This is a genomic window from Rhodococcus sp. AD45-ID, assembly GCF_003023755.1.
Classification (GTDB): domain Bacteria; phylum Actinomycetota; class Actinomycetes; order Mycobacteriales; family Mycobacteriaceae; genus Rhodococcus_F; species Rhodococcus_F globerula.
This window is the reverse complement of the sequence record NZ_PYHL01000003.1, coordinates 323649-338534: the sequence shown is the minus strand read 5'-3', so window position 1 is coordinate 338534 and position 14886 is coordinate 323649. Positions and strand designations below refer to the sequence as shown.

Sequence of the window (14886 nt, the reverse complement as noted above, 5' to 3'; positions counted from 1 at the left end):
CCGACAGACTGTCTGCCACGACAGTCAGTTCTACGGACAGTCTGGCGCCGCGCTAGTGTTCCGCGCGCAACCCGCCGATCAGGAGTTCGACGATCTCGTCTGCCAGCGCCTCGGTTTCGGCGACCGACTGGCCCTCGCGACGGCGATACCAGAGATCGATACCGTTAAGGCTACTGAGCAGAACCTTTGCCGCCATGCGCGGTGACGAGGCGCGGATCGAACCGTCTGCGACTCCTTCGATCATCACCTGTTCGAAAAGCTTCTCGTAGTCCAAGCGCAGAGCGTTGAGTTCGACGAGCGCCTGCTGCTGGCGCGGCTTGAGCGCCGAACTCATCTGCCCCCGCACGCCCTGGTGGATTGCATGATGATGTCCGAGGTGCGTCATGAGATTGATCAGATGCGCCCGCGACATCGCCGCGAGCTTGACCAATCCGGTGCCGCCCGCCGCCACTTCTCCGTCGACTTCCGCTCTGAGCCTGCTCATACCCTGCTCGAAAATAGCCAGGTAGATATCGAATTTCGACCGAAAATGGTAGTAGACAAGACCCTTGGTGGCGCCGACGCGATCGGCGAGGTCGTCAATGGTCGTGGCGGCATATCCGTCTGCCGCAAATGCGTCTGCCGCGGTCTCGATGATCACCGAGCGCATATCAGGTGCGTCAGCACTCATCGTTCGCCCTTCACTGCCTTGACTTGTTTCCACATTTTGACATAGTAATACTCAGTAGTATCCCAGATCAGAGAGGTTTTTCCCATGTCATTGGATTTCTCAGGCAAGGTCGCGATCATCACTGGTGCAGGCGGCGGTCTCGGCCGAGCTCACGCCATGGCGCTCGCCGCTCGCGGCGCACGCGTTGTAGTCAATGACATGGGCGGATCCGTCAACGGCAGTGGCGGCGCCGATACCGCAGCCGCGAAGGTAGTAGCCGAAATCGAGACTCTTGGCGGCGAAGCGCTTGCAGATCACTGCGACATCACCGACGCCGACGCAGTTGCCGCCATGGTCGCCGCTGCTATCGAGAAGTGGGGGCGCGTCGACATCCTCATCAACAACGCCGGCATCCTGCGCGACAAGTCGTTCATCAAGGCCGACTTGGACGACTTCCGCAAGGTCATCGACGTTCACCTCATGGGTTCGGTCATCGTGTCCAAGGCTGTCTGGCCGCACATGGTCGAGCAGAACTACGGCCGTATTCTCATGACCACGTCCGCGTCGGGCATCTACGGCAACTTCGGCCAGGCCAACTACGGCGCCGCCAAGTCGGGCGTCGTCGGTTTGATGAACGTGTTGTCCATCGAAGGTGAGCGCAAGGGCATTCGAGTGAACTCACTTGCCCCGACAGCGGCTACCCGCATGACCGAGGACCTGCTCGACGAGAAGACCCTTGCACTCCTTGCTCCCGAGTCGATCTCACCGGGCGCGCTGTTCATGGTCTCCGAGGACGCACCAACCAAGACGATCCTCAGCGCCGGCGCCGGCGTGTTCGCGATCGCCCGGATGGAGGAGTCGCAGGGCGTCTACATCCCGCAGGAGGCGCTCTCGCCCGAGGTGGTCGCCGAACGCTGGGCTGAAATCAGTGACATGACCAACTCGATCCAGGTAGCCGCTGCATTCGATCAGACCCACCGTTTCGTGGGGAAGGCAGTGGCCGAGCAACCTTCAGCCTGACGGACGTCGCCGCCCGTGGTCCCGAGCTCGGGCCACGGGTCGCTCGAACAAACGAATATCGTTGCTGCACTTCTAATTTAGCCGCCAACCGGACCGATCTTCGCCGAGGACGTCACCGAACCGTTTGTCATCGAGGACGGGCACATCTCCGTGTCACAAGGGCCGGGCTTCGGTGTGACTCCGCGCCTGGAGGTGCTGGAGCGATTCACTGTCGGGTCCGACTTAATGTGACTGTCGGGTCCGACTCAATGTAGGTCGAGAGGGTTCGTGCCAGTTCTTGTCGGTGCCTGCGTGCATAGTGAACCGGACATGAACTTGAACACCGAAAGGCCCCCGATGAACAACTGGTCCGATCGCCCGATCTGCGCGTTCGACCTCGAGACCACGGGGCGCGATCCATCCACAGCCCGGATCGTCAGCGCGTGTGTTGCCGTCGTGGATGGCTCGAGTGTGGAAACGCGCACGTGGTTACTCGACCCGGGCGTCGATATTCCGGCCGGTGCCATCGCTATTCACGGCATCACCACCGAATATGCGGCTGAGCACGGTCAGGACTACGCCGAGGGCTACGAGGAGATCCGTGAGGCTCTCCACAATTCGTGGGCACGTGATCATTCGGTTGTTGCGTTCAACGCGTCCTACGACCTCACGGTCATGCACTCCGAAGGCCTACGAATCGGCAAACCGGCGCTGGTTCCCGGCTTGGTTGTCGATCCCTACGTGATCGATCGCGCGATGGACAAGTTCCGCAAGGGAAAACGAACGTTGTCTGCGGTCTGCGAGTTCTACGGAATTACACTCGAATCCGCGCACGAGGCAGAGGCCGACGCGATGGCCGCGGCAGCTCTGGCACGAGAACTAGCACTGCGTTTTCCGGAGATCAACGATCTTGATCTCATGGTCGATCAGGCACAGTGGCACGCCGAACGTCAACGGGATTTTGCCGAGTTTCTGAGCAGTCAAGGGAAAGACGTGTCAGATGTGAACGGCCAGTGGCCTATTCATTTCGTAGCTTGACACCTGTGCGTACAGGTCACAATCTCTGCGAAACCTGCTTGCGTAGTTCTTCTCGTGATCGTTTGCCGGTGTGCGTTGTCGGGAACATCTCCAGCTCGACAAAGATGCGCGGCACCTTGTAGGCACTTAACCGTTCCTTGCAGAAATCGATCAGATCCTCGGAATCGACGGAGTACCCGTGGACCGGAATGATGCAGGCAACCAGCCGTTGTCCTTGCCGTTGGTCGGCCACGCCGATCACCGCGACTTCGAGAATCAACGGGTGATCCATCAATACCGTCTCCACTTCTTGCGGGTAGACGTTGAATCCGCTGACGATCACCGTGTCTTTGGCCCGCGAAACGATATACAGGTGCCCCTCGTCGTCCGACCAACCGATGTCGCCGGTTCGCAACCAACCGTCACCGTCTACTGCGTCGTCGGGCGTTGATTCCGGATCGTCTACCCCTCGCAGATATCCGTGCATGATGTTGTACCCGGAGCAGAGAACGTGGCCGTCCTCGTCCGGAGGCAGCGGATAGCCGTAGTCGTCGACAATCCGAATTTCGAGTCCGTCGACGGGTGTCAACATCGCGAGCGAACCCGATTCGCCTTCGGTGATACTGCCCATGGCGACGGTTCCACAGGCTTCGGTAAGCCCGTAGCCGACAACCATATTCACGATTCCGAGTTCGCGGCACGCTCCGCGCATTCTGTCGAGTGGCACTTCGGAACCGCCGCTCACCGCCATTCTGCATACCAACCCGATGTCGTCGCGGCCACTGCCGACCAGATCGAAGAGGATGGTCGGCGGCCCCATCACCACGCTGACGCGGTCACGGACGATCACATCGGCAAGGTCGGCTCTGTCGTAGTGTTCGACGACGCGCACCGAGGCTCCGGCGCACATTGCGGTCAGCAGCACACCGTTGAAACCGAACGAATGTGCAAATGGGACGGCACCGATCACTCGATCCGCACTGGTCAGCTCGAGCCGGTCTGCCACTGCCGAGTACAACCGCGACAGCTGTCCGTGGGTCATGGGAACTTGCTTGGACACCCCGGTCGAGCCGGAGGTCGAGAGAATCACCGCGATGTCGTCGGGCCCCGCTGCCGGTCTATCCGGGTGAGGGGCGGTAGTTCTGGCGGCTGCCATGATGTCGGCGATCCGTGGTTGGTCGACTACGAGCGCCGGTTCGGTGACATCAAGGATCCGTGAATATTCGGGACCACTGACACCGTGGCCCACCGGAACAACGGTTGCCCCAGCGCACAGTATCCCGAGTGCGATACAGACCCAGTCGGTGGTATTCCGGCCGCTGAGGACCACCCGTGCACCCGGTCGCACACCGGAATCTGCCAGAACAGCGGCCACTCGCAGTGCCTGATCGGTCAGTTCGCCGTAGGTGATCTCCTGGCAGCCGTCGAGCAATGCCACCCGGTCTCCGCACCGGTGTGCCAAATCCACACAGAGCGCGTCGAGCGTCGATACCAAAAGATCACGCGGCATATCTGCATTGAAACACTCGGCCGACGTAGGCTTGACGCCTCTCCCGCTCAGTGGTCCTACGGGAGCGGCACGCAGACAGCTGTTCACAGGCACCTTCTACGACATATTGCCAGCATATTTCTAACCGAAATACTCTCTTTAGGTCTACCGCCAGGTAATCTTTCGACTATGGCAAAGGACAAAACACCTGCAGACGCGCCCACTCTGCGACCGACAAGTTGGGCCGTCCTGGGTCTACTGTCCTTCGGATCCGAACTCTCCGGTTACGACCTCAAGAAATGGGCCGACTGGAGCCTGCGATTCTTCTACTGGGCACCGTCGTACAGTCAGATCTACAGCGAACTGCGTAATCTCGAGGCCCACGGCTTTGCCACGTCCCGCGTGGTGAGCACAAACGACGTCAAGAGTAAGCGCCTGTACGCGATCACTCCGGCCGGAACCGACGCGGTAGCGACGTGGGCAAACGAATCGCCGGTCGAACCCGCAGTGCTCAAACACGGCGTAATGCTCAGGATGTGGCTCGGCCATCTGGCCGACCCTGACAAACTGCAATCGGTACTCACCGAACATCGCGACCAGTCCGAGAAGATGCGCATCCGCGCAATTGCCGACGCCGAAGGCGCGTCCGAAGAAGCTGGATGGGCATATCCCGAACTGGTGCTGCGATGGTCCGAGATGTACTACGAATCAGAGCGTGACCGCGCAAACTGGATGTTGGAGAACATTTCTCGACTCGGATCGGACAAATCCAGCGCCGGCAAAGCACGCCGGAAGAAGCCTGAACCCCGCACCCCGGACGAGCTCCGCAAACACGAAGACTAATGCTCGTATCGCTCTGATACTGAAGGTGTCAGAGCGCTCGAGGCCGATATCTCAGCAGTGCGATACAGGGCGGTATCTCAGCAGCGTGATGTCTCGATCCGGATAGTCGCAGAACACGGGTTCCACGCGCATACCGACAGTCAGTTCCAGATCGCCGACATCGACCAGTTCGGTACTGAACCGCGGCCCCTCGTCCCACTGCACCACCGCCAACATCTGCGGCAACGCATCCGACCACGGCGGTGCTGTGGGACGGTCAGCCACCGTATAGGTGTACAGCGTGCCCAATCCACTGATCTCACGCCACTCGAGGTCGTCGGCCAACGTGCGCGGAGCCAGCAATCTCGGATAGAAGACAAATTCGTCCGATGACGGCGAGTACTGAATCTTTATCTTGCTTTCTCGCAAAGCATTCCAGAACGGTGCGGACACCGGCGTCGGTTCCGGATACGGCTTTTCGTTCGACATCCCTAATCTCCCTGGAGTATCAGTGCGACTTGCTCACTCATGATGCCGCCGTTCCCGGTCACGAAAGCGGTATTGCAGTCGGCAACCTGCGCCGCCCCGGATCGGCCCATCACCTGACGTACGCCATCGCATACGTGGTGCATCCCGCCCGCCATTCCGGCTTGCCCGTAGGATAATTGGCCGCCGGCGGTATTCAACGGGAAGTCCCCTCGGAAGGTCAGGTCTCTCGACGACACGAACTCCATACCCTTCCCCTTCTCACAGAAGCCCGCGTCTTCGAGGCTCATCACCACCGTGATCGTGTAGCAGTCGTAGATCGACGCGACATCGATTGCCGAGCGTGAGATACCCGCCATGTCGAATGCCGTGTCCGCAGCCTTCGCAATCGGGGTGCGCACCATGTCTTCTGCATAGGTCGGTGTCTTGAACGACAGGTGTTCGCCAAACCCCTTGACCCAGACCGGCCTGTTGCGACCGCGACGCGCGATGTCAGCGTTCGCCACGACAATGCCTGCTCCACCTTGCACCCGCATCACAACCTCGAGCATCCGAATGGGATCGGCGATCATCGGACTCGCCAGAACGTCGTCGATCGTGATCGGCTTTCCATGGAACACCGCACCGGGAGTACTGCAGGCATTGGTTCGCTGGTCCACCGCGATCTTGGCGGTGGCACGGTCGTCGTACCCGAATTCCGACGCATACCGCCGAGCGATCTGGGCGTACGGCGCGTTCTGACCGAGATTACCGTACGGAATCTCGAATTCGGCTTGAGGAGAACCGAACTTGCCACTCGAGGCACCGAGATACCCTGGATCCACAGCGGGCTGAATCTGCGACTTCGGTGTCATGAACGACCCAGGAACAATGACCAGTACCGCGTCGCAGATACCGAGTTCGACGGCTGCGGCAGCTCGCCACACCATCCCTGCCGCCGTTGCGCCGCCGAGGTCTACTCGCTCACCGAAGTTCAAGGGAATCCCGAGATACTCGGACAACGTGGCCGGGGCAAACATATCGGATTCCGCAATACCATGCGTGACAAGACCATTGATCTGCGACGCCTTCAGACCCGCATCCTCGATTGCCAGCTTCGAGAGCATTGCCCACTGCTCGATGGTGAACAACTCAGGACGGGTCTGCTTGCGCTGGGCGGGCAATTCACAGAACCCGACGATGGCGGCCTCACCGCGCAGTCCCGCCATCAGGACGCTCCGGCGGAGACAGCACTGTCACGGCGTGGCAGCAGCACGGTGGCCGTTCCCGGCATCAGCACCTCACCACCCCGCACTCCGGCAAGTTCCAAATCGACCAGCGCTCTACCGTTCTCGTCGCGTTTACCGGTCACTGTCCCCGTGAATTCCAACGGCTCGCCGGGAAAGGCCACAGCCCGGTTCGAGGCCGAGAAGTTCACCAACGATCCCCCGCCACCGATCCAGTCGGTGACAACGCGCGCCAGAAGCGCCGCCTGAAGCGGGCCCTGTACAACGACGTCCTGATAGCCCTCGACGTCGACAGCCCAACTCCGGTCGTAGTGAATGCGGTGCCCGTTGTACGTCGCTGCGCTGAAGAGGAACATCTGCAGTGCAGTGACACTGACAGCCAACACCGGAATCGTGTCGCCGGTGTTGATATCATCGAAATATACTTGTGTTGACATAACTTTCAACTCCTCGCGCTACGGTCGGGCGATCATCGAGGTGGTCGCTTCGGCAACAACCTCGTCGTTCTGATTGGTGTACGTGGTCTTCCACGTCACCAGGACGAATCGGCCGGACCGACCGCGCTTCTCGACCACCGAATCCACGACGCGCACACTGGTGATCACATCTCCGTCGTAGGCCGACCGAAGAAAGGTAGTGTTCTCGCCACCTGCCATTCGCTTGGGGCACAACGGGAAAACAAGATTCCCGGAGGCAGCACCGGATGAGCCGTCTACCCGAAGTTCCGGTATCGGCGTCACCCCGAGAATCGCGTACTGCAAATACAGCGGCGGAGCGACAATATCGCGATAGCCGTGCTCACGGGCATACTTGCTGTCGAAGTACACCGGGTTGGTTTCGCCGACGGCCACAGCCCACCGTTGCCAGTCCCGCGCGACCGCAGCTCCGCTCGCCTGGGAGACCACCTCCCCGACACGCTCGGCAACACTGTCGGGGATCAGAGATTCCGAATCCGGAATCACGGCTACGTTTTCAGTCATGTTCTTTCTCTCTCACGCTATTTGATGGTCGGTGACCAGTCCGGAATTCTCGAGTTCGGCATACTTCTCATCGGAATAGCCGAGGATCTTCTTGTAGACGTACTCGTTGTCTTCACCGAACCCTGGGAGTACCCGTCCGAATGCCAGATCGAATCCCTCTACCCGCCAGGGATGTCCTGGATATCGATAGGTTCCCACCGACGGATGTGACCGCTCCTGGAACCAGTCACGCTCGCGCAGATGGTCGTCTTCGAGCAATCCGGTTTCGCTCATCACTTCACCCGCGGGAACGGCACACTCCTGCAACACCGAAACAACCTCGGAAGCCGACATCGAGCGGGCCCACTTCGCAATTCGATCCCTGATCGACGCGGAGTTTGTCCGTCTGGCGACTGTATCGGCGCCCATTTCAGCAAGTTCGTCCCCGCCGATTACCGAGGCCAATGCCGTCCACTCGCGATCGCTGCGAACGGATATCGCCACCCACCGATCCTCATCCGCACTGAGGTAAACATCTTGCAGCACATGAGGATCGGAGTTGCCGAGGATCTCCGGAACTCTCCCGTTCACCTGCGCGTCGAGCACGAACTCCCCGATCTCCGCCATGACGTTCTCCGCCTGCGCAAACTCGACAAGTCCCCCAACGCCGGTGTGCTCGCGGTCCAACAGCGCGGCCATCACCGCAAAGGCCAAACCTGCCGGAGCTGCCTCGTCCATGTGGTAGTTCTCGCCGGCCGAGTCGGCTTCCTCACCCTCGTAACCGTCCATCGCGGCAATCCCCACCAGCGAGTTGAAATTGGGGCCGTAACCGAGATAGTCACTCATCGGTCCGGCCATTCCGAGGGGTGGCATGCGAGCGACGATCAAACGAGGGTTGAGTTCGAGCAAACGCTCGTGCCCAAGCCCCAACTTCTCGAGAGTTCCGTTGGAATTGTTCTCCACCAGAACATCACTGACTTTGATCAGTTCGATCACAGCTGCGTGTCCCTCAGCGGTATCGAGATTCATACACGCCGACAGTTTGTTCCGGGAATGCCAGTTGAAGAGAGCTGTGCGGTCGTACGGTCGCTCGCCGGGATCCTTCTCCGGATAGGTGCCGCCGTGATACCCGGTCTGCGCGATCGATTCCTTCGTTGTCTTTGCCGAAACTTGTCGGCTGACGCGGTTGTTCCCCTCCACGCGTATCACTTCTGCGCCCAAGTCCCCCAGCATCGCTGTCGCACCGGGGCCGGACCACACAACCGTCAGGTCGACAACACGAATCCCTTCGAGCGGATAACTCATACTCGCTCCCATGTTTGTGTCAGTGACTCACGGATCTGTGGGCCGTGCTGGTCTAGAGTTGGTGCGGTATGACGCAACTGGTACCCGTTGGCCATCCGCCACGGCGCACCCGTGTACTCCAACGTGCCCGCAACCGGATGTGTACCGCTGACAAATGCGCCTCGGCTACGAAAGTGATCGTGACTCAACAATTCCGAGACGTCGAGATACGCCGTGACGGGAATACGTGCCGCCTCGCACTGTTCCATGATGGCGACTTTGGGCCGCTGCGCGAACCACTCGGTGACATATTCCATGAACTCGTCACGATCCCTTCCCATGATCGTCTCGCGCCCGTGGTACCGCGTATGGAACGCGTCGTCGTGCTCGCCGACTATGTCGACCAACCGATTCCAGAAAGCCTGATTGGTCACGTACAGCATCACAAATCCGTCCTTGGCCCGGAACGGTCCGGTGAACGTCGCGCCGTGACGGTGCGGGCTTCGCACTCCGCGTGGAGCATTCATGCCGGAATACGCCGCCGAAACGAGGTACGACGCTCGCCGGTCGGCGCCGGCGAGCAGAACCTCCTGCCCGGACACGTCGATCACGGAACCTTCTCCTGTGCGCGTGGCGCTGAAGATTCCCGCCATCGTGGCTTCGCCGGCGGTACGGCCGATCGTGTAGTGCTCGAGCAGTCCCGGTTTACGCAACGGCGCACGATCAGCCGCACCAGTTGCGTTCATCGGGCCACCGGCAGCCTGAAGGACCAGGCCGCTCGCTTCACGATCCCGGTACGGTCCGGTCTGGCCGAAAGCACTGATCCGCGTGATCACCAGCGATGGGTTGCGCGCGTGCAGCACTTCCGGTCCCAGGCCCAATTTCTCCAGCTGGCCGGGACGGAAGGACTCCACCACCGCGTCCGCCGTGTCCACGAGGTTCAGGAGAACCTCCCGATCGGAATCCGAGGTCAAGTCAAGGACAAGCGATTTCTTGTTGGTGTTCAGATGCAGGAAGAGTGCGCTTCGCTCGACGTTCGGAACGTCGCCGGGGAACGGTCCCCACGCCCGCGTCAAGCTGCCCGTCTCCGGCTTTTCGACTTTGACAACGTCCGCACCAAAATCTGCGAACATCTTTGTTGCGTATTCTCCTGCCACCCACCTCGACAAATCCACGATCCGAAGATCCTGAAGTGCCTGCCGCGGTCCGGGTTTCGCTTCGCTAGGCAAGGTTCAGCTCCTTCTGCAGCCAACCCGCCGCAATATCTGCTGTGCCGTATCGGATTTCCGTGACCTTCGCCCGCTCCGACCACAGGTGCAAATCAGTCTCGAGGACGTATCCCATACCACCGTGCAATTGATGTGCATCCAGGGTCGCGCGCTTGTAGGCCTCGTTGCACTGCATTTTTGCAATCGCGACCGCACGGGTGGCGGATTCACCGCGAGCCACCCACCACACCGCGTGCGCGGCAGCCAAGCGGGCACCTTCGAGCGCGATGTGCATGTCCGCGACAATGTGTTGTGCGGCTTGGAAACTACCGATCGGACGCCCGAACTGCTCACGCTGGGCAATGTAGTCGACGGTGCGATCCAGAACTGCGGCGCCGCCGCCTGCCATCTCCATGCATTGAAGCGCCACTGCCGCATTGGCGACCCACCGAAGATCGTCGGCGCTCAGCCCATTTCCGCTGCCCCCGAGAGAAACGGCCGCATCCGAGGCGAACACGTCGACAAGTTCGACGCGAGATAGCCTCTCTCCGGACATGTTCGACAATGGGACGGCATTCCAACCTTCGGCTGTCGGCTCGACGAAGGCGCAGATCAACCGTTCCGGTTCGGCAAACACCGATGTGCGAGCGGTCACGAGAACCACGTCGGACATCGAGGCGTTCACGGCAAATGGCAGGGTTCCGTTGAGCAGCCACCCACCCGGAGCTGGTGTTGCGGTCAGAGTGGGTCGAATATCGCCGGCGTCCCCGGGATTCCAGGCGGCAACGCCGGCGCGAAGGCGACCTTCGGCCAGCGCAGGCAGATAACGCCTGCGTTGTTCCGACGTAGCCAGTCGCCCGACGGCAATACCGAATTGCAGTGTGCTGTAGACAATCGACGGGCAGAGAACCCGACCGGCCTCCCGAAAGAACACACCGAGTTCGTACAGGCTGGCTCCACCGCCGCCGTATTCTTCATCGATCGCCAGGCCAAGTACACCAACCTCGGCAAGCGCCGTCATCAGTTTGTCCGGGCTGCTTTCGGACATCGGCTCTGCCAGTTCTCGTACCACACTGATCGGGCATTGTTTGGCCAGGACGGCAGCCGACATTGCCTGCAGATCGAGTTGGTCTTGGTTAGCAACAAGTTTCATCGGCAAACTCCTACGCCGTCAAGGAAGGTCGGAATCATGTCAGCGTCCGTAACTCGGTAGGCCGTGCCCGCGCTGGGCTATAACATCTCGCAGAACTTCGTTGGCTCCGGCACCGAATCGCAGCAGCGGCGCGGCGCGGTACAGTCGCTCGAATTTTCCTGCCATCACTGCGTGAGGGTCCGATCCCGCGATCAAACCTGCCGGACCGAGCATCGCCGTTCCGACATCGGCAATCCGTTGTCTGAGTTCACTGGAGAAAATCTTCTCGACGCTGACGAGCACAGACGGAATGGTTCCACTTTCGAGCAGGGACGACGCCTCGAATCCCATGAGCTGCGCGAGTTCGACATCCGCATCCAACTGAGCGAGCTTGCGGCGTACATCTGCGTTGTCGAGCGGACGTGTTCCGTCTTCTCGGATCTCACGCGCGAGAATCAACAGATCGTCGACGGCTCTGCGCAGGTCGCCTGCATTCGTGAGGGCACCACGTTCGAGATCCAGTGCACCGGTGATGTACTTCCATCCCTTGTCGACTTCACCGATCAGGTTGGTCGCTGGGACACGGACGTTGTCGAAGAACGTCTCGTTGGTTCGATATCCGGACCACGCGGTGATCGGACGAATCACAACACCGGGAGAGTCGATCGGCACGATGATCACCGAGATACCCTTGTGTTTGGGCACCTCGGTATTGGTGCGAACACACAGCCATTCGTGAGTGACGCGCTGCGCCATACTGTTCCAGATCTTGGAACCGTTGATCACCCACTCGTCACCCTCACGCACCGCCCGGGTTTTCAGACTCGCAAGGTCTGTTCCGGCATTGGGTTCGGAATAACCGACGGCGCAGGTCAGTTCACCTCGTGCAATGGGCGGCAGGAATTCTTCCCGGTTCTGTTGCGTGCCGTGGCGCATGATCATCGGAGCCACCGACGTGACCGTCAAGTCCGGTCCCGGCACGCCCCAGTACTCGAATTCGCTGACCAGAAGATGCTGATACACCGCACCGAGTCCAAGCCCACCGAACTCCTTGGGCCAATTGAGCCCGAACCACCCTTTTGCCCCGATCTTCCGGCGAAAGGCCGTGAGCTCGCCGCCGATGAACTCGAGATCGTGCTCGGCCATCTCCGCACGCAATTCCGGTGTGACATTGTCGCGAAGAAACGTGCGTATCTCCTCTCGCCACGCTCGCTGATCTGCATCTAGTTCAAAATCCATGAGTATCCGTTCCGGAGTGGCTGATGGCCGCAGAGCCTTGGTTGTTCATTGGGAGACCTGAAGGCTCTCGGCCAGTTCAGGATCCGAGCGCAACGCAGCGCGCACCGCAGCCTCCCAGAAGCCGTGGTAACTGTTTCCGTCACTACCGGCCATTCGATCGAGCCACCAGTCGGGCAGAGCTGTCTTCTCCGGTCCACCGGCCACCCGGATCATCCAGGCATTCTTACAACGTTGTTCGAGAGCGACCGCCCGCAAATAGACTGCTGCGGCGGTACTTCCGGTGACAAAAACGCCATGTCCTGCCAGGAGTGCGCGATCAGCGGGCCCGATCGACCGGATCGCGGCCTCGGCTGCCTCCATGTTGTCGACGCCGCCGTCGTACTCGTCGACCAGCACTACCTCACCGCCGCCGAGGCTGGAACTCTGATCGTAAGCGGGTGGAACCTCGCCCAGATCAGCCCAGACCGTTCCGAACTCCGAATGATTGTGTAGCGCAATGCCGACATCGGGACGTGCTCGGTGAAGCGCAAGGTGCAGAGGAATTCCCAGCGGGACAGGCCAATCGCCCTGTACGACATTGCCGTCGACGTCGATACGAATGATGTCGGCGGGGAGGATCTCCTCCCAGGTGAGAAGCCACGGGTTGCACAGCATGGTGCCGTCACCGAGGTTGTACGTGATATGCCCGGCGAGATGATCCCGGTACCCCTCGGCCCACAGAGCTCGCGCAAGCAGAACTATCTCCTCCGCCGGCGTCAGGTTCGGGATCAATTGATCGACAGTGGGTTTGAACTTCTTCACAGCAACCTCTCGGTAGTGCACTGGACCGCCAGCGGGAAGGAAAGTGCGAACTTTCAGGAAGATCGTCTTCACAGTAAGTATCTCTATGTGATACTGTGTATCAATTCTTTAATCACAGTAGGGGTGATTCAGATCGCAGTCAAGACAATCAGTGGACTCACGCGCGGACTCCGCGTCATCGAAGCCATTGCTGCCCATCAGCCAATCGGCTTGACCGCGCTTTCACGGCTACTCGAGGTCGACAAAAGCGCCATGCAACGCACCCTGGCAACCCTCCATGAAGCGCAATGGATCCACCCTGTCGGCGAGGCTCCACCCCGCTGGGAGCTCTCCACCCGTTGTGTTGTCGTAGCCGGACAGGTCTACAACGGCTCGTCGCTGGCTGCCCGAGCACAACCCGTCATGACCAAGATTCGGGATACAACCGGCGAGACAGTACATCTCGCTGTCGCGGAGGAAGAACACATGATCGTCCTCGGGGTGGTTGAAGGTACCCACATGGTTCGGACAGGCCTGAAGCCCGGGCAGATACACGTACCCGAGACAAGTGCAGCGGGACGGGTCATCCACGCGTACCAGTCGCAGGAAGAACGCATGAACAGCTCGGGTCAGCCCGATCTCCTCCTCGCAGATGCCGAGTACCAGGAGATACGCAGGCGTGGATGGGCCGCAAGCGAGGAAGCCGTCCAGCAAGGATCAACCAGCCTCGCCGCAGCGGTGCTGGATGCGTCGGGATCGCCACTGGCTGCGATCGTGATCAGTGGGCCGGCGACTCGACTCACCGAGGAGTACTTCGCGCGGTACGGCGAGCTGCTCCGATCGGCGGCGGATCAACTCGGCGGCTCCTACTGAGTGGGCTCACTCAGCGTCGCGAAGACAACCAGGGCCAGGTTCGTGCGATCGGACTGTCCCGAAAGCCCCTCCAGTGCAACAGCAGACTCGAACGGAATGAGACTTCCGGACGGCAATGTGCGGTCGCCGAACGCAACACTGCCGGACAACACAACTGCATACCCCCGACCCACACATTCAGCGAGTGCATCGGCGTTCAATACCCCACCGAGGTCGAGCGCAACACCGAATGCTGCGGCGCCACGTCTGGTACGGGCCAGTAGATCCAGCTTTCCCGTCGCTCCTGCGGCGTCGTCGATCGCACAGGTGAAATGTTCGCCGGCTCGCGTCTCACCTTTGACTCGTGATTCCGGCATGTAGTTCAATCCTGCGGCGGGGTCGAGCCGAAGGGTGAAGTACGACAGACCGTCGGGAGCGTCGGCGAAGATCGGCCCGTACACCGTGTACGCATCGCTGTAATGCACAGTGCCCGCGCCGATGGCGTGCCTACCGAGGCGTCCACTGCCGTCGAGAACTACCTGAAACTGATCCACCTCGTGATAGTGGGGCCGAAGCTTTTCCGCCTTCTGGCCGACAAGATACGCCTGAAAGCCCCCGGTTGCCGAACCGTCGGAGTGCTCACCTAGATAGTCACTCATCAGGAAGTCGCCGGACTCCGTGGTGCGCAATATGGTTCGAGACTGTGCGGGTGCCACTGCCATCGGTGCCGATGTCATCGAATTC

At 60.3% G+C, this 14886-nt stretch carries 16 protein-coding genes; 4 read left to right on the top strand and 12 right to left on the bottom strand.

The features are described 5' to 3' along the window. Positions 1-52 precede the first annotated feature (52 nt). Positions 53-670, bottom strand: coding sequence for a TetR/AcrR family transcriptional regulator (locus tag C7T36_RS25655; RefSeq protein WP_033232344.1), 618 nt, complete (start codon positions 668-670; stop codon positions 53-55). 84 nt (positions 671-754) lie between these two features. On the opposite strand from C7T36_RS25655, the gene C7T36_RS25650 reads away from it, so the two are divergent. Continuing rightward, the gene (locus C7T36_RS25650) at positions 755-1669 is read left to right on the top strand and encodes an SDR family NAD(P)-dependent oxidoreductase (RefSeq protein ID WP_033232345.1); all 915 of its coding nucleotides are present in this window, start codon (positions 755-757) and stop codon (positions 1667-1669) included. 336 nt (positions 1670-2005) lie between these two features. Next, positions 2006-2686, top strand: a complete 681-nt coding sequence (locus C7T36_RS25645) for a 3'-5' exonuclease (protein ID WP_033232348.1) — start codon at positions 2006-2008, stop codon at positions 2684-2686. A gap of 16 nt (positions 2687-2702) precedes the next feature. On the opposite strand, the gene C7T36_RS25640 is transcribed toward C7T36_RS25645, so the two are convergent. Next, positions 2703-4175 carry a class I adenylate-forming enzyme family protein gene (locus C7T36_RS25640; protein WP_033232349.1) on the bottom strand — a complete coding sequence of 491 codons (1473 nt, stop codon included), beginning with the start codon at positions 4173-4175 and terminating at the stop codon, positions 2703-2705. Between the two features lie 168 nt (positions 4176-4343). Here C7T36_RS25640 and C7T36_RS25635 point away from each other — a divergent pair, with 168 nt between their 5' ends. Continuing rightward, positions 4344-4997, top strand: coding sequence for a PadR family transcriptional regulator (locus C7T36_RS25635; protein ID WP_033232351.1), 654 nt, complete (start codon positions 4344-4346; stop codon positions 4995-4997). Between the two features lie 51 nt (positions 4998-5048). Here the strand turns inward: C7T36_RS25635 and C7T36_RS25630 are convergent, their stop codons facing one another. The 9 genes from C7T36_RS25630 to C7T36_RS25590 are packed head-to-tail and all read right to left on the bottom strand — an operon-like array spanning position 5049 to position 13311. After that, positions 5049-5465 carry a Zn-ribbon domain-containing OB-fold protein gene (locus C7T36_RS25630; protein ID WP_045068637.1) on the bottom strand — a complete coding sequence of 139 codons (417 nt, stop codon included), beginning with the start codon at positions 5463-5465 and terminating at the stop codon, positions 5049-5051. Between the two features lie 2 nt (positions 5466-5467). Then, positions 5468-6670 carry a thiolase family protein gene (locus C7T36_RS25625; protein WP_033232354.1) on the bottom strand — a complete coding sequence of 401 codons (1203 nt, stop codon included), beginning with the start codon at positions 6668-6670 and terminating at the stop codon, positions 5468-5470. Beyond that, entirely contained in the window at positions 6670-7125 is a 456-nt protein-coding gene (locus tag C7T36_RS25620; protein WP_033232356.1) for a MaoC/PaaZ C-terminal domain-containing protein, read from the bottom strand. Before C7T36_RS25620 ends, C7T36_RS25625 begins: the two co-directional genes overlap by 1 nt. A gap of 18 nt (positions 7126-7143) precedes the next feature. Further along, entirely contained in the window at positions 7144-7668 is a 525-nt protein-coding gene (locus tag C7T36_RS25615) for a MaoC family dehydratase N-terminal domain-containing protein (protein ID WP_045068634.1), read from the bottom strand. Positions 7669-7680: 12 nt separating this feature from the next. Further along, positions 7681-8952: a CaiB/BaiF CoA-transferase family protein gene (locus tag C7T36_RS25610; protein ID WP_045068632.1), complete on the bottom strand. Its 1272-nt coding sequence runs from the start codon at positions 8950-8952 to the stop codon at positions 7681-7683. Further along, the gene (locus C7T36_RS25605; RefSeq protein ID WP_084702911.1) at positions 8949-10160 is read right to left on the bottom strand and encodes a CaiB/BaiF CoA-transferase family protein; all 1212 of its coding nucleotides are present in this window, start codon (positions 10158-10160) and stop codon (positions 8949-8951) included. Before C7T36_RS25605 ends, C7T36_RS25610 begins: the two co-directional genes overlap by 4 nt. Then, positions 10153-11292: an acyl-CoA dehydrogenase family protein gene (locus tag C7T36_RS25600; RefSeq protein ID WP_033232360.1), complete on the bottom strand. Its 1140-nt coding sequence runs from the start codon at positions 11290-11292 to the stop codon at positions 10153-10155. Before C7T36_RS25600 ends, C7T36_RS25605 begins: the two co-directional genes overlap by 8 nt. Positions 11293-11331: 39 nt before the next feature. Then, positions 11332-12510: an acyl-CoA dehydrogenase family protein gene (locus C7T36_RS25595; protein WP_045068629.1), complete on the bottom strand. Its 1179-nt coding sequence runs from the start codon at positions 12508-12510 to the stop codon at positions 11332-11334. Between the two features lie 45 nt (positions 12511-12555). Next, positions 12556-13311, bottom strand: a complete 756-nt coding sequence (locus C7T36_RS25590) for a class II aldolase/adducin family protein (protein WP_045069686.1) — start codon at positions 13309-13311, stop codon at positions 12556-12558. Positions 13312-13434: 123 nt separating this feature from the next. Between C7T36_RS25590 and C7T36_RS25585 the strand changes: the two genes are divergently transcribed. Then, positions 13435-14163, top strand: coding sequence for an IclR family transcriptional regulator (locus tag C7T36_RS25585; protein ID WP_033232627.1), 729 nt, complete (start codon positions 13435-13437; stop codon positions 14161-14163). On the opposite strand, the gene C7T36_RS25580 is transcribed toward C7T36_RS25585, so the two are convergent. Next, on the bottom strand, positions 14157-14879 hold the full coding sequence (locus C7T36_RS25580; protein WP_052683575.1) for a hypothetical protein: 723 nt from the start codon (positions 14877-14879) through the stop codon (positions 14157-14159). The two genes, C7T36_RS25585 and C7T36_RS25580, sit on opposite strands and share 7 nt — an antisense overlap. Positions 14880-14886: the final 7 nt, after the last annotated feature.